This is a genomic window from Actinomadura vinacea, assembly GCF_039532545.1.
GTDB lineage: Bacteria > Actinomycetota > Actinomycetes > Streptosporangiales > Streptosporangiaceae > Spirillospora > Spirillospora vinacea.
The window spans coordinates 1-19,600 of sequence record NZ_BAAARW010000006.1 but is presented as its reverse complement, the minus strand read 5'-3'; the positions used below and the strand labels follow the sequence as shown (position 1 = coordinate 19,600).

17 protein-coding genes are annotated in these 19,600 nt (G+C 73.3%); 10 read left to right on the top strand and 7 right to left on the bottom strand.

What is annotated here, in order from left to right:
* The first annotated feature begins 83 nt into the window (after window positions 1-83).
* The 4 genes from ABD340_RS08730 to ABD340_RS08715 all read left to right on the top strand — a co-directional run bounded on the left by ABD340_RS08730 (window position 84) and on the right by ABD340_RS08715 (window position 2,735).
* Window positions 84-434 (top strand): MmcQ/YjbR family DNA-binding protein, encoded by a 351-nt coding sequence (locus ABD340_RS08730; RefSeq protein WP_344588119.1) that lies wholly within the window; start codon window positions 84-86, stop codon window positions 432-434.
* Window positions 435-819: 385 nt separating this feature from the next.
* The gene (locus ABD340_RS08725) at window positions 820-1,410 is read left to right on the top strand and encodes a CGNR zinc finger domain-containing protein (RefSeq protein ID WP_344588118.1); all 591 of its coding nucleotides are present in this window, start codon (window positions 820-822) and stop codon (window positions 1,408-1,410) included.
* A complete protein-coding gene (locus ABD340_RS08720) occupies window positions 1,407-1,856 on the top strand; it encodes a phosphatase domain-containing protein (protein WP_344588117.1) in 450 nt (149 codons plus the stop codon). Before ABD340_RS08725 ends, ABD340_RS08720 begins: the two co-directional genes overlap by 4 nt.
* Window positions 1,857-1,883: 27 nt before the next feature.
* Window positions 1,884-2,735 (top strand): DUF72 domain-containing protein, encoded by an 852-nt coding sequence (locus ABD340_RS08715; RefSeq protein ID WP_344588116.1) that lies wholly within the window; start codon window positions 1,884-1,886, stop codon window positions 2,733-2,735.
* A 64-nt stretch (window positions 2,736-2,799) separates the two neighbouring features.
* On the opposite strand, the gene ABD340_RS08710 is transcribed toward ABD340_RS08715, so the two are convergent.
* The 3 genes from ABD340_RS08710 to ABD340_RS08700 all read right to left on the bottom strand — a co-directional run bounded on the left by ABD340_RS08710 (window position 2,800) and on the right by ABD340_RS08700 (window position 6,717).
* Window positions 2,800-4,023, bottom strand: a complete 1,224-nt coding sequence (locus tag ABD340_RS08710) for an MFS transporter (protein ID WP_344588115.1) — start codon at window positions 4,021-4,023, stop codon at window positions 2,800-2,802.
* 155 nt (window positions 4,024-4,178) lie between these two features.
* Window positions 4,179-5,180 (bottom strand): NAD-dependent epimerase/dehydratase family protein, encoded by a 1,002-nt coding sequence (locus tag ABD340_RS08705; RefSeq protein WP_344588114.1) that lies wholly within the window; start codon window positions 5,178-5,180, stop codon window positions 4,179-4,181.
* A 304-nt stretch (window positions 5,181-5,484) separates the two neighbouring features.
* Window positions 5,485-6,717, bottom strand: coding sequence for a DegT/DnrJ/EryC1/StrS family aminotransferase (locus ABD340_RS08700; protein ID WP_344588113.1), 1,233 nt, complete (start codon window positions 6,715-6,717; stop codon window positions 5,485-5,487).
* Between the two features lie 928 nt (window positions 6,718-7,645).
* Between ABD340_RS08700 and ABD340_RS08695 the strand changes: the two genes are divergently transcribed.
* From ABD340_RS08695 to ABD340_RS08675, 5 genes are all read left to right on the top strand, one after another.
* Window positions 7,646-8,422 (top strand): SDR family NAD(P)-dependent oxidoreductase, encoded by a 777-nt coding sequence (locus ABD340_RS08695; RefSeq protein WP_344588112.1) that lies wholly within the window; start codon window positions 7,646-7,648, stop codon window positions 8,420-8,422.
* Window positions 8,423-8,512: 90 nt separating this feature from the next.
* Window positions 8,513-9,517 (top strand): hypothetical protein, encoded by a 1,005-nt coding sequence (locus ABD340_RS08690; protein ID WP_344588111.1) that lies wholly within the window; start codon window positions 8,513-8,515, stop codon window positions 9,515-9,517.
* 31 nt (window positions 9,518-9,548) lie between these two features.
* Window positions 9,549-10,709: an FUSC family protein gene (locus tag ABD340_RS08685; RefSeq protein ID WP_344588110.1), complete on the top strand. Its 1,161-nt coding sequence runs from the start codon at window positions 9,549-9,551 to the stop codon at window positions 10,707-10,709.
* A gap of 123 nt (window positions 10,710-10,832) precedes the next feature.
* On the top strand, window positions 10,833-11,249 hold the full coding sequence (locus tag ABD340_RS08680) for a hypothetical protein (protein WP_344588109.1): 417 nt from the start codon (window positions 10,833-10,835) through the stop codon (window positions 11,247-11,249).
* A 148-nt stretch (window positions 11,250-11,397) separates the two neighbouring features.
* Complete coding sequence (locus tag ABD340_RS08675) at window positions 11,398-11,820, top strand: DUF7144 family membrane protein (protein WP_344588108.1); 423 nt, start codon at window positions 11,398-11,400, stop codon at window positions 11,818-11,820.
* A 15-nt stretch (window positions 11,821-11,835) separates the two neighbouring features.
* Here ABD340_RS08675 and ABD340_RS08670 read toward each other — a convergent pair whose 3' ends face one another.
* A complete protein-coding gene (locus tag ABD340_RS08670; protein WP_344588107.1) occupies window positions 11,836-12,837 on the bottom strand; it encodes a 2-dehydropantoate 2-reductase in 1,002 nt (333 codons plus the stop codon).
* A gap of 73 nt (window positions 12,838-12,910) precedes the next feature.
* A complete protein-coding gene (gene bla / locus ABD340_RS08665; RefSeq protein ID WP_344588106.1) occupies window positions 12,911-13,918 on the bottom strand; it encodes a class A beta-lactamase in 1,008 nt (335 codons plus the stop codon).
* 219 nt (window positions 13,919-14,137) lie between these two features.
* Between bla and ABD340_RS08660 the strand changes: the two genes are divergently transcribed.
* The gene (locus tag ABD340_RS08660; protein ID WP_344588104.1) at window positions 14,138-17,308 is read left to right on the top strand and encodes an ATP-binding protein; all 3,171 of its coding nucleotides are present in this window, start codon (window positions 14,138-14,140) and stop codon (window positions 17,306-17,308) included.
* A 247-nt stretch (window positions 17,309-17,555) separates the two neighbouring features.
* Here ABD340_RS08660 and ABD340_RS08655 read toward each other — a convergent pair whose 3' ends face one another.
* Window positions 17,556-18,401, bottom strand: a complete 846-nt coding sequence (locus ABD340_RS08655; protein ID WP_344588103.1) for an ABC transporter permease — start codon at window positions 18,399-18,401, stop codon at window positions 17,556-17,558.
* The gene (locus ABD340_RS08650) at window positions 18,398-19,417 is read right to left on the bottom strand and encodes an ATP-binding cassette domain-containing protein (RefSeq protein WP_344588101.1); all 1,020 of its coding nucleotides are present in this window, start codon (window positions 19,415-19,417) and stop codon (window positions 18,398-18,400) included. Before ABD340_RS08650 ends, ABD340_RS08655 begins: the two co-directional genes overlap by 4 nt.
* Window positions 19,418-19,600 lie beyond the last annotated feature (183 nt).

Here is a 19,600-nt window from a genome sequence, read left to right as displayed (position 1 = left end):
GGCTGGTTCACTGCCGTGTACGGAATCGTGCCCAGGGCCGTTCGATCGGCCGGGGCGCGAACGGCATGACGGGAGCACACGACATGGACACACTGGCCCGGCTACGGGATATCTGCCTGGCCTTGCCCGAGGCGACCGAGAAGCCGTTCGGCGGTCACACGGCCCCGTCCTTCCGGGTCCGCGACAAGCTCTTCGTGATGACCAGCGAGGACGGGCTGTCGATGATGGTCAAGGGCGGCCCGGGAGTACAGGAGGCCCTGCTGGCGGAGGCGCCCGAACGGTTCTTCCGCCCGGCGTACGTCGGCGGCAAGGGCTGGGTGGGCGCGCGCCTCGACGTCGAGCAGGACTGGGACGAGGTCGCCGAGCTCGTCGAGGACAGCTACCGGCTGATCGCCCCGAAGCGACTCGCCGCACAGGTCGAGCAGCAACGCTGACGCCGCCCCCGCTACCGGCCGACCTGGTTCGACCGGGCTCGCCCATCTGATGCGGCAGGCCCGCGTTGAACGAGTCCGCCGCCCCGACCGTGTCGACGACTCCGACCCGCGCCGTCGGCACCGCGGGCCCGGCGCCGAGCGCTGTGTCGAGCATCGGGACGACTCGGACGAAGGGTCTTCGAGCACGACCTTGTCGCCGTGGGACTTGCGCAGCCCGCTCACGGCGATCGCCGCGCGGGGGTCGTCGGTGGTCATGTCCGCCTCATCTCGTGGTCGTGCATGCCACCGAGCGTGCCGGGGACCGCTGTCAAGGCACTGTCATGACACTGAGACGAATGTAAGGGATATAGTCGACTTGAACCAGTTACACGAACGAGGGGCGGACGTGCAGATCCCCATCACCGGCTACGCGGCCGCGGCGAACGCGGCGAGCGACCTGGTCAACACCTCGCCCACGGTGCGGGCCACCACGGGCGAGGCCCTGCCGGACCCGGACGCGCTGGCGGCCTTCCTCGCCGGACACGACCTCCGGCTCGACGCCGTGGCCGGCGGCCGGTCGCCCTCGGCCGAGGACCTCTGGGAAGTGCATCTCCTGCGCCGTGAAGTGCGCGGGATCCTGGAGACGGAGACCGAGGAGCAGGCCGTCGCGGGCGCGGCGGTGCTGACCGGCCGCGCCGCGCTCCGCCCCGTGCTGCTGCGCGACGGAGACGACCGGTGGCAGTGGCACGTCCCGACCGCGGCGGGCGCCCCGCTCGCCGACGAGCTGGCGGCGGTCGCCGGGATCGGGCTGCTCGGCACGGTCCGGGCGCTCGGCCACGAGCGCTTCCGCCCGTGCGCCGCGCCGGGCTGCCGCGGCGTGTTCGCCGACGTCAGCCGGTCCGGGCGGCGCCTCTACTGCATGCCCGACCTGTGCGGCAACCGGCTGAACGTCGCCAACCACCGGGCCCGGCGGCAGGCCGGGAGCGAGGCCCGATGAGCGCGGACACGGCACGGCTGTCAGGCGCCGTCCAGCTGCCGGACGGCGCGTGGATCCGCGGCCGCGGCCTGCGTTACCCGATGCCGGACGGCCCGCTGCCGGACTTCGGCCTCTACCTGGGCTCCGGCCGGCTCCGCGGGCGCCACGAAGGGGCGCTGAGCTGGCCGTGCGTTTGGCTCGACTGGCCGGACTTCCTGCTCCCGCGCGACTCCGAGCAGGCCGTCCGGGAGATCCGCGCGCTGCACGTGCGGGCCCTGGACGGCGCGGCGGTCGAGGTCGCCTGCGGGGGCGGCGTCGGCCGTACCGGCACGGTCATCGCCTGCCTCGCCGTCCTGGCGGGTCTCGATCCCGCGGACGCCGTCGCGTGGACGCGGGAACACCACCACCGCCGCGCCGTCGAGACGCCGTGGCAGCGCCGCTGGGTGAACCGGTTCCCGGCCGGGTGACCTCCAGCCTCCGATAGCGTCGCGTTCATGCGGCTTCATGTGGGATGCGCGATGTGGACGCACTCGCCATGGCAGGGGCGCTACCTGCCCCATCCGCTCCCGCCCAGGGAACGTCTGAAGTCCTATGCGACCTGGTGCAACGCGGTGGAGGGCAACACGACGTTCTACGCGACGCCGTCGCGGAGCACCGTGGAGTCGTGGGCGGAGCAGACCCCGCCGGACTTCCGCTTCGTCGTCAAGCTGCCCAGGTCGATCACGCATGAGCGGCGCCTCGCCGGCATCGACGACGAGCTGCGCGCGTTCCTGACGGCGATCGAACCGCTCGGCCCGCGGAACCACGCGCTCTGGGTGCAGCTGCCCGGATCGTTCGGTCCCGCCGACCTCGGCGCGCTCGCCGGCTTCCTACGCCGGCTCCCCGGCGCCTACCGGTACGCGGTGGAGGTGCGCCACCGCTCGTTCTTCGAGGACGAGCGGTCCGAACGGCTCCTCGAACGGGTCCTCGCGGACGTCGGCGCGGAGTGGATCCCCTTCGACACCGTCACGCTGTTCCGGGACCGCCCGGCCAGCGACGCCGAACGCGACGCGTGGACGAAGAAGCCGCGCGTGCCGCGGCGTTCGCGCGCGCTGACCGGCCGCCCGATCGTCCGCTACCTCGGCCGGGACGACACCGCGCGGACCGTCGAGGGCTGGCGGCACTGGGTCGAGACGGTCACCGGTTGGCTGCGCGAGGGCCGCTCCCCGACGGTGTTCGTCCACACCCCCGACAACGCCGAGGCGCTGATGCTGGCCCGGCGCTTCCACGACGACGTACGGGCCGAGTTGCCCGAGGTCGAGCCGCTGCCCGAACCGGTGCCGGCCGAGCCGCCCACGCTCTTCTGACCCGCGGGGGCGGGCCGCCATCGGCTTCCCGCCCCCGCGGTCCTTCCGCCGGCGCCCGGCCAGGTCAGCGGCGCAGCGACGGGGCCAGGACGAACAGGACGCACATCAGGAACGGGAAGACGAGCATGGCGGTGTGCAGGCCGGCCCACTCCGCCAATGCGCCCATGATCGGCGGCCCCACCAGGAACCCGACGTAGCCGACCGTGGAGACGGCGGCGATCGCGGTGGCCGGCTGCTGCGGGGACCGCTCCGCCGTGTGGCTGAAGGTCATCGGGATCACGGCGGACAGGCCGAGCCCGATCAGCGCGTAGGCGAGCAGGCCCGTCCACGGGGCGGGCAGCGCGATGGCCAGCCCCGCGCCGCCCGCCGCGACCAGCACGCATCCGCGCAGTACCCGGTCGTGCCCGGTACGGGCGCGGATGTGGTCGGCGGCCAGCCGGCCGGTCACCATGCCGCCGGAGAAGACCGAGAAGCCGAGGGCCGCGGTCCAGGCCGAGGTGCCGGCGACGTCGTTGAGGTAGAGGGCGCCCCAGTCGTTCATCAGCCCCTCGCCCATGAGCGCGCAGAAGGCGATGAGGCCGGGCGCCCAGACCCGCCGGGTCGGCAAGGTGATCAGCGGGCCCGAGGCGCGGTCGCGCCGCACGTCCGGCAGCAGGAACGCCGCCGCGCAGGCACAGGCGATGGACAGCGCCACGGCGGTCGCCAGGAAGTGCGTTCCGACGCCGACGCCCGCGTTGACGGCCAGGCCCCCGGTCGCCGCTCCCAGTACGCCGCCGAGGCTGAACATGGCGTGCAGGCCCCCCATGATGGGACGGCCGCAGGCCCGCTCGGCGAGCGCGCCCTGGGTGTTCATCGCGACGTCCAGGATGCTGTTGCCGATCGCGAACACCAGGAGCGCGGCGGTCAGGTGCAGGAGCCGGGGCGCGAGCGTGATCAGCGGGAGCGCCGCCAGGTAGAGGGCGGCGCCGACCAGGACCCGCCGGCTCCCCCAGCGCGCCACCAGGCCGCCCGCGAGGGGCAGCCCGACGAACGCGCCGGCGGCCAGGCCGGTCAGGGCCACCGACAGGGCTCCGGGGGACAGCCCCAGCGAGTCCCGGACGGCGGGGACGCGGGCGGCCCAGGTGGCGAAGGCGGCGCCGTTCACGAAGAAGACGCCGCCGATGGCGATCCTGGCCGCCCGCTTGCGGACGACGGGTAGGTCGGTGAGAGCGCCGACCGCGGGTCCGATATCGGTGGCGTTCACCTCCGAGGGACGGGCACTGCCTTCGGTCTTGTGCTCTCTGGACATGCTCTCCTCGCTCGAGGACCGGCCTGCTTGGGCTCAGGCCGAGGCGGGTCGTGTTCTCGCGCGGGTCTCGGGCGTTGCCCTTGACGGTCCATCGCCACGCGTGCGCGGTGACGTGCGCGCATGGCGATGGAACGTTCCCATTCAGCGTCCGGGCATCACGTGCCCGGGTCCCGCTTGAAGGCCACCGTCACCGACGGGAGCTCGGGAAAGGTCCCGAGCTCCTCGGCGAGCGATTTCAGGCCCTGGTCGAGCGGCACCCGGGGCCGGTAGCCGATGTCGCGGAGCTTGGAGATGTCGGCCACCAGCCGGAAGCTGTCCTCCAGCTGCGAGGCGTCGGCCTGCAACCGCGCGGGCCGCCCGGTCGCCTCGCCCACGGCCGCGGCGAGCTCGCGCATCGACACCTCCTCCCCGCCGCCGATGTTGTACGCCTCCCCCGGCTTCCCCGACTCGGCGAGCGTGATGAGCGCCGCGCACACGTCCGCCACGTGGACGAAGTCGCGGGTCTTGTGGTCGATGTCCCCGACCACCGGGATCGGGAGCTCGTTGAGCTGCCAGCGCAGGAACTGCGACACCTCGCCGCCGGCGGTGCGCGGGTCCTCCCCCGGCCCGTAGACGACGAACGACCGCCCGATCACCACGGGCAGCCCCATGGCGTCGTACAGGCTGCGCAGGTGCAGTTCGCCCGCGTACTTCGAGGCCCCGTAAGGCAGGAACGGGCAGATCGGGTGCTCCTCGGTCATCGGGAAGGCCTGCGGGGTCCCGTACACGATGGCCGAGGACATGAAGACCATCCGCCGCACGCCGAGCTCGACGCACGCGTTGCCCACGTTGCAGGTGGCGAGGCCGTTCATCTGGAAGTCGAACCTGGGGTTCTCGACTGACCTGGTGCCGCTGGCGTTGCCCGCCAGGTGGTAGACGGTGTCCACGTCCCGCAGCGCGAGGAGGGTCTCCCCGTAGTCCCGCAGGTCAGTGCGCCGGAACTGGACGCCGGGCAGCCCGGACAGGGCCGCCGGCGGCTCGGCGAGGTCGACGATGACGACCTGCTTGCCGAGGTCGGTCAGCGCGGAGACCAGATTGCCGCCGACGAAACCCGACCCGCCGGTGACGGCCACGTACGCGGCGTCCGAGGGTGTGGAACTCAGCGTGTTGTTGCCCATGGGGGACTCCAATGTCGCGCGTCCCGCCTATGGGACGCAGGGGGTGAACGGGAGACGGGCCTGCCCCGGCGGCGGCTCCGCCGGGGCCGTGCCGTCCGCGGCGGACCCGCGTCCGCCGTGGCTGTGCGGGGTCGCGGCGCGTCGCGACCACCGGGTTTCACCGGGATTCAGATGTGCCGCGGCGGCTTGGTGTCCGCCTGATTCAGGGCGTGCGAGGACGACCTCGGTCCGAGGGCTCGGTTCGCACGCGGTGCCGTCGGGGAGCGGTGCACGGGCCGCCGTGGCCGCGGCGGCCCGTGCCCGGTCAGGCGTGCCCGCCGAGCTTGGCGACCCCGCGCCGCACCGCGCCGATCATGTGCTCCACCTGGTCTTCGGTCAGGTGGTCGTAGATGGGGAGCTGGATCTGGTGCTCGAAGTAGGTCTGCTCGGCGACCGGGCACTCCCCGTAGTGGTGGCCCTGCGCGCGGAACTCCGGCAGCAGGTGGATGGGGAAGTACCGGATGACGATCTCGATGCCTTCCACTTCCTGGAGGTGGCGGATGAAGTCGTCCTTCGGGGCGCCCACGATCTCGGGCCGGTAGAAGAGCGTGTAGAGGTGGTAGATGTGGCGGGCGTAGGGCTTCTCGCGCTGGACGTCGATGCCGGGCACCTCCCGCAGCCCCTCGTCGAGCCGGGCGGCGATCTCGCGGCGGCGCTCGTTGAGGTCGTCCAGCCTGCCGAGCTGGACCAGCCCGAGCGCGGCGCTCAGCTCGCTCATCCGGTAGTTGTTGCCGACGAGGTAGCGCCCGCCCGCGAAGTCGTGGGTGTAGGAGCGGCGGACGTGCGCGTCCCGGTAGTAGGCCGGCTGCCGGTGCGGGCCGATCGAGGCGTCGTCGCGCTCGGCCATCTCGCCCCAGGTGTGGATGGTCCCCAGGGCGCGCGCCATCTCGGCGTACCGGTCGTTGCCGGTGACGAAGGCGCCGCCTTCGGCCGTGGTCATGTTCTTCAACGAGTGGAAGCTGAAGCAGCCGATGTCGCCGATCGTGCCCAGGGTCTTGCCCTTGTAGGTGCCGCCGGGCACGTGCGCGCAGTCCTCGACCACGGTGAGGCCGTGCCGGCGGGCGATGTCCATGATCGGGTCCATGTCGACGGCCTGGCCGCCGTAGTGCACCACCCAGATCGACCTGGTCCGTTCGGTGATCAGCGGCTCGATGGTGGCGGGGTCGATGTTCAGGCTGTCGGGGTCGATGTCGGCGAACTTGATCTCAACGCCGCGCGCCTGCAGCGGCCAGGTCGTGACCCAGAACGTCTGCGGGGTGGTGATCACCTCGTCGCCCGCCTGGAGCTCCAGCACCTGGGCGGCCAGGAAGAGGGCGGTCGTGCAGGAGTTGGTCGCCTGCGCGTGCCGGGCCCCCAGCGCCGTCGCCAGCCGGCGTTCGAACTCCGCGCCGGTCGGGCCCATCGCCAGTGTGTCCTGGCCCAGCACCTCGGTCACGGCCTTGATCTCTTCGTCGCCCAGCCGGTTGGAGATTCCGCTGTAGGGCACCACGTACTTCACCGCGGCACTCCTCTCCCTTGATCCGATGGAGCTTTATGGACCGCTCCAAGGGCGGCCCGCCGGGTTCCTTCGACGGAGGGCCGCCCAAGGATGCCGACCGTGGCCGTGAGCCCGTGGAATGTCGATCCGATGTTCGGTCGAGGCCGGACCGGAATCCTTCTGATGACCATCCCCGGCTCAGCCTGTCAAGTAGATGGTAATGGAGCCATTATCCCCAGCGGTATCGACCGCAGGGAAGAAAACAGTAACCCGCCGCCAAGGCATAACCCCAAATGGCAACCAACCGCAAAAACACCCCAGGCCGCCCCCGGCAAATGCCGGGGGAACATCTCGCCGAACCGCCCCGCCGACCGCCCACGAGCCACCACTCCCAAAACATCAGAACATATCAAGAACTTCTCGGACATCTAGCGCCATCAGATGACATTTCCCTTTTGACATTGAGATCATTGATGACCTGCGACAATCTAGTTTCGGACCGTTCCACCTCGCCGTGATCTTCCACCGCAAGATGATCAATCGACCGGTCACCGCCTGGCCGGAACGAGCCCACCAGCCCGCATCAAGGGACGGGAAATAATCGCGGAAACACGCCTCCAGCGCGGCCAAAAGCAGCTCGGCCCGAACCGATGCCTTTTCCAAAGAACACCGCCGCCGGAACGCTCCCTCCTATCCGCGAAGCCATCTCCCTAACGTCGTCCAGTAAAGGCTCCGGGTGACGATTGCCGGTGCGCCGGTACCGGCGGCGGATCCGGGTATCCCGCAATGATCACCCTGGCCGCGCCGCCGCTCGCTCATGATCGGCGCCGCTGGGCCAGGGGTTAAGATCAGCACGGCGGCGGCGATGTCGGCAGGGCGGTGATCAGGTCATGCGGCGGTACGGACCGGACGAGCGGGGCCGGGCGGCGGGGGACGGCGGAGCCCGGCGGTGACCGGCGGCCAGGAGACCGGCGGCGGCACGGCCGATGAAAGGGTGGCGCTGGTGACCGGCGCCTCGCGCGGGCTGGGCGCCGCGATCGCGGCCGCGCTGGCCCGCGACGGCCTCGCCGTCGCACTCAACTACCGGCGCGGCGAGGCGGCCGCCACCGAGTTGCGCGAGAAGATCACCGCCGCGGGCGGGCGCGCCGCGGCGTTCCGCGCCGACGTGACCGACGAGCACGAGGTCGCCGGACTGCACCGGCGCGTGCTGGACGCCTTCGGCCGCCTCGACGTCCTGGTGTGCAACGCGACCGGGCCGCAGCCCGACCGCCCGCTCGAGGAGACGCGCTGGCCGGACGTGCTGGACCAGCTGGAGTTCTTCGTCAAGAGCCCGCTCCTGCTCGCCCGCGAGGCCGTCGCCGGGATGAAGCGGCGCGGGTACGGCCGCATCGTCCACGTCGGATCGGACGTCGTCGCGCTGGGGCCGCCCATGTCCGGCGCCTACGTCGCCGCCAAGGCCGCCCAGCTCGGGCTCACCCGGTCCTGGGCCCGCGAGCTCGGCCCGCACGGGATCACCGTCAACTTCGTGGCGCCCGGCTGGATCCCCACCGACCGGCACGCGGGCATGCCCGCCGAGGCCACGGAGGAGTACGCCGCGCGGCTGCCGCTGGGCCATCTGGGCGTGCCCGCCGACGTCGGCGAGGCGGTGGCGTTCCTGGCCTCGGAACGGGCCGCGTTCATCACCGGCCAGACCCTCACCGTCAACGGCGGCGCCACGTTCGGCTGAACGTGCATATCCTCCCCTCTTGACCGAGAAGACCATCGATGACCGGATTCGGGCGTGAGCCTTCGGTCGCGGTGTGTATCTTCGGGGAGCATGCGCAGTGCACGTGTGTTCGACCGGCCGGCGTCGAACGGTGAGCGGCCGTCGGTCTCCCGGCCCCCGGTGCCCGAGGACGAGACCGCCCGGATCGTCGAGTACCTCCGGGACGCCAAAATGGTGATCGCGGCCCGTTCGTACGCCCCGGACGAGGTCGATCCGTCGCGCGGCGACCAGGTCCCGCTGATCTTCAAGACGGACGGGACGTGGGTCTGGGCGGGGGCGGTCTACTACTACCTCGACAAGCACGGCATCCCGCCGGAGCCCGATCTGGTCGCGCACATCCGCGCACAGGGGTACCGCGTCCCCGAGGTCGACGACGCCACGTTGGAGATCGCGATCGAGATCGCGACCGGGCAGCGGGAACCGGACCCGGCTCCGCCCCCGGGCGCGTCCGCGCCGCCCCCGCCCGGAGCCCCGCCCGGAGCGCCGGGCGGGCAGCCGTGGGCGTTTCCCGGCGGCCCGCCGCCGCCTCCTCCCGGCGGTCCCTACCCCGGCCCGCCCGGTTACGGTCCGCCTCCCGGCCACCCCGCTCCGCCGCCCCTGCCCGGGTCGTTCCCCGGCGGTCCCATGCCCGGCGGGTTCCCTCCGCAGCCGATGCCGGCGGCGCCCTATCCAGGGCCTCCCGGCCCACCCGGTCCCCCCGGCCCTCCCGGCCCGTACGGCGGTCCCGGCGGTCCGCCACCGCTGCCCAGCGCCTTCCCCGGCGGGCCCGCGCCCGGCCCCGGATACGCGCCGTACCAGGGGCAGCAGGCGCCGATGGCCGACGACCCGCTGGCCGACCTCGAACGGCGGCTCAAGGAACTGGGCGTCGACCCCGGCGCGTACCGGATCAACCAAGCCGCGGAGGGCGCCTGGTGCCTGGTGTCGGAGGCGGGGCGCTGGTCGGTGTTCCTGTTGCAGAACGGGCAGCGCCGCAAGCAGATGCTCTGCGACACACTGGACCGGGCCGCCGCGTACCTGCTGGGCGCGGCCCTGTTCTACCGCCGCCCCCTGCCCTGACCTGCGCGGCGCGCCACCTAGGATGCGGGCCATGAGGCCGGCCGGCGGTGAGGACGGCGCGCCCGGCCTGCTCGTGCGGGCCGGGAAACGCGCGCGGACGGCGCTGCGCGAACGGGTCCAGCGGCTGGGCCGGATGGGGCCGCCCATCGTCCAGTGCGCCCTCGCCGCCGCCCTGGCCTGGCTGATCGCCGCCGACGTCCTCGGGCACCCGCGGCCGTTCTTCGCGCCGATCGCCGTGGTGCTGTGCGTCGGCGCGGGGATGGGCCAGCGGATCCGGCGCGTCGTCGAACTCGTCGTCGGGGTGAGCGTCGGGATCGGGGTGGGCGATCTGCTGGTGTCGGTCATCGGCACCGGCGCCTGGCAGATCGCCCTGGTGGTGGCGCTGGCGATGACCGTCGCGGTGTTCCTGGACGCCGGCGCCCTCATCACGCTGCAGGCCGGCTCGTCCGCCGTGCTGGTGGCGACGCTGCTCCCGCCCGGCGGCCGGGAGGGGCCCGACCGGATGCTGGACGCGCTCATCGGCGGGCTGCTCGGCCTGGCCGCGATCGCGCTGTTCTCGGGAGACCCCACGAAGCTCATCCGGCCCCAGGGACGGCGGCTGTTCGACGAGCTCGCCCTGGCCCTGACCGGAGCCGCGGACGCCGTCCGGCAGCGCGACCCGCAGCTGGCCGAGGAGGCGCTGGAACGGGCCCGCGGCACCCAGCAGGCCATCGACGAGTACCGCGCCGCGCTCACCGCGGCGGACGAGGTGGTCTCGCTGTCCCCGGTGCGCCGCCGGCGGCGGCGCCGCGCGTTGGAGCGTTACACCACCGCCGCCGAGCCGCTCGACCACGCGCTCCGCAACGCCCGCGTGCTGCTGCGCCGCACGGCCTCCGCGCTGCACTCCCACGAGCCCGTGCCCGATTTCCTCGCGACGAGCCTCGACCGGCTGGCGCACGCCGCCGCGGAACTCGGGCGGGAGCTGGCCGAGCAGCGGGACGCCACGGCCGCCCGCGCCTCCCTGGAGGAGACCGCGGCCCTGCTCGTCACCACGGCCCGGAGCGGCTTCTCCACGCAGGTCGTGGCGGCGCAGGCGCGGTCGGTCACCGTCGACCTCCTGCAGGCCACCGGCCTGGACTTCCAGGACGCGCGCGCCGCCCTCCCGCCCGTCGCCGGGGAGCCGCCCAAGCCGGGCGTTCACGGGGGTTCTTGACGGCCGGGAAACGCCATGATCGACCGGTTGCTGGCCGGCCGGTCGATGATGTGCCACCATCACTGCCCGTCTCTCCGAGTACATGGAACAGCACGTCGAGCTATGAGAGCTGGTGGGTGAGCAGTGCCGACGCGTGCGGAGGCAGCCGGACACGGGACGACGACCGACGAGGGCCGGCCGGCCGGCGCACCGCCTCCGGCCAACCGCGCCGAGTGCGTCTACGTGTCGCCGCGGCGCCGGCCCGGAGCGGGCTCTCCAGCGGGTTCGCGCCCGTTCGTGAAGGGCCTGGTGAAGGGCCGCGCCCTCCGCGGCGACGCCCGGACGTGGACGCGGCGGGCGGCGGTGCTGGCCGGGGCGGCGGCGGCCGCCGCCCTCGGCTGCGGGCTGGCGCTGACCGCGCTGGTGTGCGCGGTGTTCGGGGTCGCGTACCTGCTGCAGGGCACCTGGCCGGAGGCGCTGGGCCTCTTCGCCCTCTACATCCTCACCGGCACGGCGGCCGTGCTCCTCGCCGCACTGGCCAGGCGCCGAAACGGGAAATAGCCAAATATCAACCGGCGGGCGAAATGGGCAAAACAGCGGGAAAGGTGCGGGCACACGTCCGCCATATCTCTTCCGCGGCCGGTTGGCGAAAGTGACCGCTCGGGCAGATCTCCTCTGGAAAACGGAGCAAGCAGGCGAGGAGAACGTCATGGGCACTACCTCGGCACCACACGAAGGCGCCACCGCGCACGGCCCGCGGATCTCAGGGTGGCTGACCTTCGCCGGCATCATCGGCCTGGTCGTGGGCGCGTTCAACGTCATCGACGGGATCGTCGCCCTGTTCAAACCCGATTACTTCCTCGTCTCCGGCGACGAGATCCTGATCTTCAACTGGACCGCCTGGGGATGGATCTGGCTGGTCGTGGGGATCATCCAGATCGCGGTCGGCGCGGGCGTCCTGGCGGGGCACAGCTGGGCGCGGGTGGCGGGCGTCGTCATGGCGGCCATCGCCGCCATCGGGCAGCTGATGTTCCTCACCGCGTACCCGGTCTGGTCGGTGATCGTCATCGCGATGTGCGTGCTGCTCATCTACGCGCTCACCGCGCCGCCGACCAAGTCCGTCGCCGCGTGAGCGCGGGCCCGCGGGCTACGGCGCGGGAAAGCCGGTCGCGGGGTAGAGGCCGCGCACCTGGGCGCTGAGCCGGGTCAGGCCCAGCAGCCCGTCGATGGCGGGCGTGGGCACGCCGACTCGGCGCCCCAGTTCGGTCACCGAGGTCACCAGGGCGTCCAGCTCGATCGGGCGGCCGGCGTCGACGTCCTGCAGCATCGAGGTGCGGATCGCGCCGAGCCCGCGCGTGACGGCGTGCCGCTCCTCGGGGTCGGCGTCGATCGGCAGCCCGATCCGGGCCCCGACCTCGGCCGCCTCGCGCATGCAGGCGCTGGCGAGGCCGCGGACCAGGGGGTCGTCCAGGATCCGGTCCGAGGTGGCGCCGGTGAGCGCCGACAGCGGGTTCATGGTCATGTTGCCCCAGAGCTTGAACCACACGTCCCGCTGCACCCGGTCGCTGACCTCGACCTCGAACCCGGCGCGGCGGAGCGGCCCGGCGACCGACTCCACCCGGTCCGAGCCGCCGCCGCACGGCTCGCCGAGGATGATCCGCTCCCCCGCCGGATTCCGGACGACGCCGGGCTCGGGGCACGCGGCGCTCAGATGCACCACGCTCCCGACGACGCGCCCGGCCGGCAGCGCCGCCGACACCGCGCCGCCGGGATCGGTGGACTCCAGGCGGACGTCGTGGCCCAGGCCGTGGAAGAACCACCAGGGGATCCCGTTCAGCGCGGGCACGAGCACCGTGTCCGGGCCGGTCAGGCGGGCGATGGACGGCGCGGCGGCGGGCAGCGCCGTCGCCTTGACCGCGATCACCACCACGTCCTGGACGCCGAGGGCGTCCGGGTCCGCGGCGGCGGTGACCGGGATCGGCGCGGAGCGCTCCCCGTCCGCGCCCTCGGCCAGGACCAGCCCGCCGCGCTCGCGGACGGCCTCCAGCGTCGCGCCGCGCGCGACCGCCGACACCGGGACGCCGGAGCGGGCCAGCCGGGCGGCGATCAGCCCGCCGACCGCGCCCAGCCCGTAGACACAGATCCTCACATCGCCCCATTCTGCACGGCCCGCTCCGGCATGATCCCCGCATTCTCCTACGCGGCGGGACCGCCCGGAGACCTCACTCCATCCGGCCCAGCCCGCGGGCGGCGATGGCGGCGGTCTCGGCGATGACGCGGTTCTCGGCCTCGCCGCCGGCGTCATCGCGGTTGGTGTAGACCGAGATGATCAGCGGGGCTCCGGACGGGGGCCAGGCGATCGCGATGTCGTTGGCGGTGCCGTAGGTGCTGCCCGTGCCGGTCTTGTCGCCGACCGTCCAGTCCTTGGGCAGGCCGGCGCGGATCCGCTCGTTGCCCGTGGTGCTGCCGCGGAGCCAGCCGTTCAGCCGGTCCCGGTCCGGCGCGGCGAGGGCGTCGCCCGTGGTGAGCCGGTTCAGGTCGCGGCCGGCGGCCGCGGGGGTGGTGGTGTCGCGCCGCTCGCCCGGCCGCCAGATGTTCAGGTCCGGCTCCGTGCGGTCGAGGCGGGACACCGGGTCGCCGAGGGAGCGGAAGTAGCGGGTCAGGCCGGCCGGCCCGCCGAGCTCCTTGAGCATCAGGTTCGCGGCGGTGTTGTCGCTGTGCGAGATGGAGGCGGCGCAGAGCTCGGCCATGGTCATGCCGGTGCCGCCGCGGCCCTCGGTGACGGGCGAGGGGAGGACCTCCTCCTCGGCCGTCCAGAACACGCGGCGCTCGAGCAGGCCGGGCTCGAGCCGGCGTGCCCGGTCGAGGATCGCCGCGGACGCGATCGCCTTGAACGTCGACGCCAGCGGGAAGCTCTCGTGGCTCCGGTAGCCGATCGTGCTCCCGGTGCCGGTGTCCAGGGCGAACATGCCGATGCGGCCGTCGTAGGAGGTCTCCAGCCTGCGGAGCCGCTCGCGGACCTCCTTCTGGAGTGCGGGGGCGGGCGAGGTGCTCTGGGGCGTGCTCGCGGGCGCGGCGCCCTTCGACGCGGCGACCTTGGCGGCGGGGACGGCGGAGGCCGGACCCGCGCCGCAGGCCGCGCCGCCGATCAGCGCGGCCGCAGCCAGGAGGGCGAGCCCCGTCCTGGCCGGCGGTCGCGGTCTGGCGCCGGGGGTGGATGTGTGCTTCATGCCTGCTCCTCATTGTCGATCTTCGTCCCAGAGCAGACCAGAGCCGCATCGCTCATGTCCAATATTCATATGGCTCGCTAATCAATATGAATATGCATATCTATCCATGTCGGTCCATCGGGCACGATGGAGGCGCGGGAATGTCGGTGGGTGCCGCTAACGTCGTCCCGCACACCCGTAGGCCCAGCGAATCGAGCCCGAGGGAACGGCCAGACGACCATGACATCCGCGCTGATCGGACGGGATCACCCCGCCTCGGTGCTGAACGCCGAGATAGAGCGGGCGACCACCAGCCACGGCGGCCTCGTGCTGGTCACCGGCGAGGCCGGGATCGGCAAGACGACCCTGGTCACCAGCGCCGTGCAGCGGGCCCGCCAGGACGGGGTCCTGGTCCTGGGCGGCTCCTGCTGGGACTCGGCCGCCGCGCCCGGCTACTGGCCGTGGACGCAGGTCGTCCGGGCACTGGGGCGCGCCGCCGACCCCGGCGAATGGGCCGGCATCCAGGAGCTGGCGGGAGCGGAGCTTGCGGCGCTGCTGGGCGAGTCGCCCGGCGGCGGCGCCGACGGGTTCCGGCTCTACGACGCGGTGACGACCGCGCTGGTGGCCGCGTCGCAGCGGCGCCCGGTCGTGGTGGTGCTGGACGATCTGCACTGGGCCGACGCCGCCTCGGTCCGGCTGCTGGAGTTCGCGGCCCGGCACACCTGGTTCGAGCGGCTGCTGCTGATCGGGGCGTACCGCGACGTCGAGGTGGAGGGGGCCGGGCATCCGCTCGGGCCGCAGCTCGCGGCGCTGGCCGGCAAGGCCACGACGGTGACGCTGACCGGACTCGGCCGCGCCGAGGTCGGGCGGCTCATGTCGCGCACGGTGGGCCGCGACCCCGATCCGGAGCTGGTCGCCGAGGTGCACCGGCGGACCGGCGGCAACCCGTTCTTCGTGGAGCAGACGGCGCGGCTCTGGCACGGCGGCGGCAGCGTCACCGCGATCGCGCCGGGCGTCCGCGACGCCGTGCAGCGGCGGCTGTCGCTGCTGGCCCCGCCGGTCGAGCGGATGCTGACCGCGGCGGCCGTGCTCGGCCGCGAGTTCCATCGCCGGGTGCTGGCGGCGACCGCGGAGATCCCGGTGCCGCACGTGGACCGGCTGCTCGACCAGGCGCTCGCGGCGCGGCTGGTGACCGCGCTGGGCGCGGGCCGGTTCGCCTTCGCGCACGATCTGGTCCGCGAGACGCTGTACGGCGCGCTCGACGAGGACGCCGCCGGGGACGCGCACGCCGCCGTCGTCCGGGCCCTCGACCGGTCGCCCGCCCTGGCCGGGCGGATCCTGCCGGCCGAGTCGGCCCGGCACGCCCGCCTCGCCGGCGACCGGATCGACGCGATGCGGGCGGTGGAGCTGCTGAAGGCCGCCGCCGACCACGCCTCGTCCCGGCTGTCGGTGGAGGAGGCGCTCCAGCACCTGCGCCACGCGCTGGAGATCCTTCCCCCCGGCCGGCTCCGCGAGCGCATCCTGATCACCGTCGAGCTGGGCCGGGCGCTGCATTACGACAACGTCTCCGACGCCGCCTGGCGCGCGTTCGAGCAGGCCACCGCCCTCGCCCGGGAGCTGGACGACCCCGAGCTGCTCGCCCGGGTGGCCCTCGCCCTCTACCGCTACGGCCGGCTCGACGAGCGCGCCGAGGAGCGCGCCGAACTGGTCCGGGAGGCGCACCGCAGGCTGATCGGCGGCGGGCGCCCCCCGCCCGGCGTGCTGCCCAACCTCCAGATGGTGCAGGAACTGGCGACCAAGATCGCCGGGCTGGCCCGCCGGGACGGCGACCGGGAGGCGCTGTCGTTCGGGCTCTGGGCGCGGCATGACGCGATCCTCGGCATGGGCACCGCGGCCGAGCGGGAGGAGCTCACCTCCGAGCTCGCCGAGCTGGGCCGCCGGTCCGGTGATCAGGGCGCCGTCGCCTTCGCCACCTCGTTCCGCTGGGTGGCGCTGCTGGAGCAGGGCGATCCGCGTTTCCTCGACCAGTATCGCGAGTTCGTCGCCTTGACCCATGACGACGAGCCCACGGTGTGGACGGTCGCGGGCCAGGTCGACCAGGCCATCGTCAACACCATGCAGGGGCGTTTCGAGGAGGCCGCCGCGCAGATCGGTGTGGTGACGGAGGCGGGCGAGGACGACTCCGTCCACGAGTTCGGGTTCATGGGGCTGCACCTGCGCTGGGCGCTCGACCTGCTGCGGGGGGCGTTCGACGAGATCGAGGGCATACGCCTGGCGATCCACGCGCAGGGCCACCCGTACGCCACGCTGCTGGAGGGCGTTACCGCCGCGCAACGCGGTGACACCGACGCGGCGCTGCGGCTGCTGGAGGAGGTGGAGGACGGCGGCTCCCCGTACCCGCGCATGATCGAGCCGCTGTGGCTGCGCTTCCTGGCGCAGACCGCCGCCCTGTCGGGCGACCCGAAGCTGTGCGAGCGCGCCCGGTCGGCGCTGCTGCCCCACCGCGACCTGTGGGCGGTGGGTCTGTACGGCTGCGAGGTCAGCGGCCCGATGAGCCTCTGGCTCGGCGTGGTCGACGCCGCCCAGAAGCGGTGGGACGACGCCGTCGAGCGGCTCACCGGCGCCGTCCGCTCGGCCGACCGGCTGGGCGCCCGTCCCTGGGCGGCCGAGGCGCGGCTGCGGCTCGGCGAGACGCTGGCGGCCCGTGCCGGCACCGGCGACCGCGGCGCGGCCCGGGCGCTGTTCACCGAGGCGGCGGGCGAGGCCGAGGAGCTGGGAATGCGGCACCTGGCCGGCCGCGCCCACCGGGCCCTGGCCGGCCTGGGTGCGGCGGACGGTCCGTCCGGCCCCGCCGAGAGCCCCTCCGGCGCGGTGTTCCGCTTCGACGGGCGGGTCTGGACGCTGGCGTTCGGCGGCCGCGCCGTCCACCTGCCCGACGCCAAGGGCCTGCGCGACCTGCACCGGCTGCTGGGCAGTCCCGGCACCGCGATCCCGGCGGTGACGCTGCTGGCGCCCGAGGGCGGCGAGGTCGTCGCGGCGTCCCGCCGGATGGGCGGCGACGACGTCCTCGACGAGGAGGCCAGGGCGCGCTACAAGCGGCGGCTCCAGGTGCTGGACGAGGAGATCGACCGGGCCGCCGGGCTCGGCGACGACGACCGGGCCGCCGAGTACGACAGGGAGCGGGCCGCGCTGCTGGAGGAGCTGCGCGCGGCCGCCGGGCTGGCCGGCCGCAGCCGCCGCCTGGGCGACGAGGCCGAGCGCGCCCGCAAGGCCGTCACCGCCCGCATCCGCGACACCCTGCGCAGGCTCGACCGGCACCATCCCGAGCTGGCCGGCCACCTGAGGGCCACGGTGTCCACCGGCGCGTCCTGCGTCTACCAGCCCGAGTCCGACGCGCCCTGGCGGCTGTGACGCGCCGCTCCAATGACGAAGCCGGGGCGCGGCTCCGTCATGGAAACCGCGCCCCGGCCCGGACCTCGGGTCTTGTCTCGAAGTGGCCTCAAGTACCGCGCGAGCGCGTTGCCTGGCCGGTGGGGCGATGCCGGAGGCGAGCCTCACCGGCCAGATCGCGAAGCGATGCCGCGCTCGCACCAAGCCAGGTCAGGGTGCGAGCCGCCAGGCGAGCACCCTGGGCCGGGATTGCAATGAACACAGCTGCTCATTTGCGGTTGTAGAGCCACATCGTCAGGGAGCCGAACACGAGGATGAACGCGGCGCCCCAGCCGACGACCCAGACCAGCTCGCTGCCCACATCGCCCTGCATCAGGCCGCGGACCACCGCCACCAGCTGCGTGATCGGGTTGACGTCCACGAACGCCTGCAGCCAGCCGGGCATGGTCTCCGGCCGCACCAGGATGTTGCTGAGGAAGGTGGCCGGGAACAGCACCATCATGCTGGCGCCCATGACCGACTTCTCCGAGCGCAGCAGCAGGCCGAACATCGTCCAGACCCAGGAGAAGGCGAACGAGAAGAGCACCAGCACCGCGATCCCCGCGAGCACGCCGGCCGGGCCGCCGTCCGGGCGGAAGCCCAGCACCAGCCCGAGCGCCAGGATGACCAGCGACGCCACCGTGTAGCGGAACATGTCGCCGAGCAGGTAGCCGACCATCGGCGCGGGCCGCCACATCGGCAGGCTGCGGAACCGGTCGAACACGCCCTTCTCGATGTCGGTGTTCACCGCGACGCCGGTGTACATCGTCGTCATGATCACGCTCATCACCATGATGCCCGGCAGCAGGAACTGCAGGTAGTCGGTGACCGAGCCGGCCAGCGCCCCGCCGAACAGGTAGGTGAACATCAGCGTCATGATGATCGGGAAGGCGGTGACGTCGAACAGCTGCTCGGGCACATGCTTGATCTTCAGCATCGCCCGCCAGCCGAAGGTCATCGACGCCGACAGCGCGCTCGGCCGCGGCGGCCGGTCGGCGGGCGCCAGCACCGCGCCGATGATCTCCGGGGACGGGACGTAGGCGCCGGGCGTCTCCTGGGTGGTCGTGGTCGTCATGCCGCCATCTCCTTGCCGTTGTCGCCGGTGCCGCCGGTGTCCTGCTCGGCCGGGCGGCCGGTCAGGGTGAGGAACACCTCGTCCAGGCTGGGCTGGCCGAGGGAGAAGTCGTCCACGGTGATCCCGGCCGCCGCCAGCTCGGCCAGCGCGCGGGACGCCTGCTCGGAGGCGCCGGAGCCGGTGCGCACCGTCGCCAGCCGGGCGGTCAGCGCGACCGGGTCGGCGTCCTGGTCCACCGGGGCGTCCAGGACCCGGGCGAGCAGCCGCTGCGCCTCGGGCCGCTGCGCCGCCTCGCGCAGCCGCAGGTGCACCGAGCCCGCGCCGACCGAGGACTTCAGCTCGCCCGGGGTGCCCTCCGCGATCACCTTGCCGTGGTCGATGACCGCGATGCGGCCCGCCAGCCGGTCGGCCTCCTCCAGGTACTGGGTGGTAAGCAGCACCGTCGTGCCCTGCGCCACCACCACCCGGACGATGTCCCAGACGTGGTTGCGGCTGCGCGGGTCGAGGCCGGTGGTGGGCTCGTCCAGGAAGAGCAGGTCCGGGGTGTTGAGGATGCTCGCGGCGATGTCGATGCGCCGCCGCATCCCGCCGGAGTAGTTCTTGACCTGCCGGTCGGCGGCGTCGGTGAGCCCGAACGCCTCCAGCAGCCGGGCCGCGCGCTCGCGGGCCGCGCCCTTGCCATAGCCGACCAGCCGGCCCAGCAGCACGAGGTTCTCGGTGCCGGTGAGGTCCTCGTCCACCGAGGCGTACTGCCCGGTCAGGCTGACCCGGGAGCGTACGGCGTCGGGGTCGCGGCGCACGTCGTGGCCGAAGACGCGGGCCTCGCCGCCGTCCGCGCGCAGCAGCGTCGCCAGCACCCGCACCGCGGTGGTCTTGCCGGCGCCGTTGGGGCCGAGGACCCCGTACACGCTGCCGCGCGGGACGACCAGGTCGACCCCGTCCAGCGCCCGGGTCTTGCCGAACGTCTTGACCAGGCCCGATGTCTCGATCGCCACATCGGTGGTCGATGTGCTCATGTCATTCCGCCTTCCGGTTTCCAGGGGTTTTTCAGGGGGTTCAGGAGACGTACGGCCGTGCCGCGCGGGCCTCGCGCAGGGCCAGGCCCCACCAGGCGAGCTGGTCGAGCATGGCCTCCGCGGCCCGGGGGCGCCGGCGAGCAGGTCGAAGGTCACGCGGGCGCGCACCGTCGCCATGTGCAG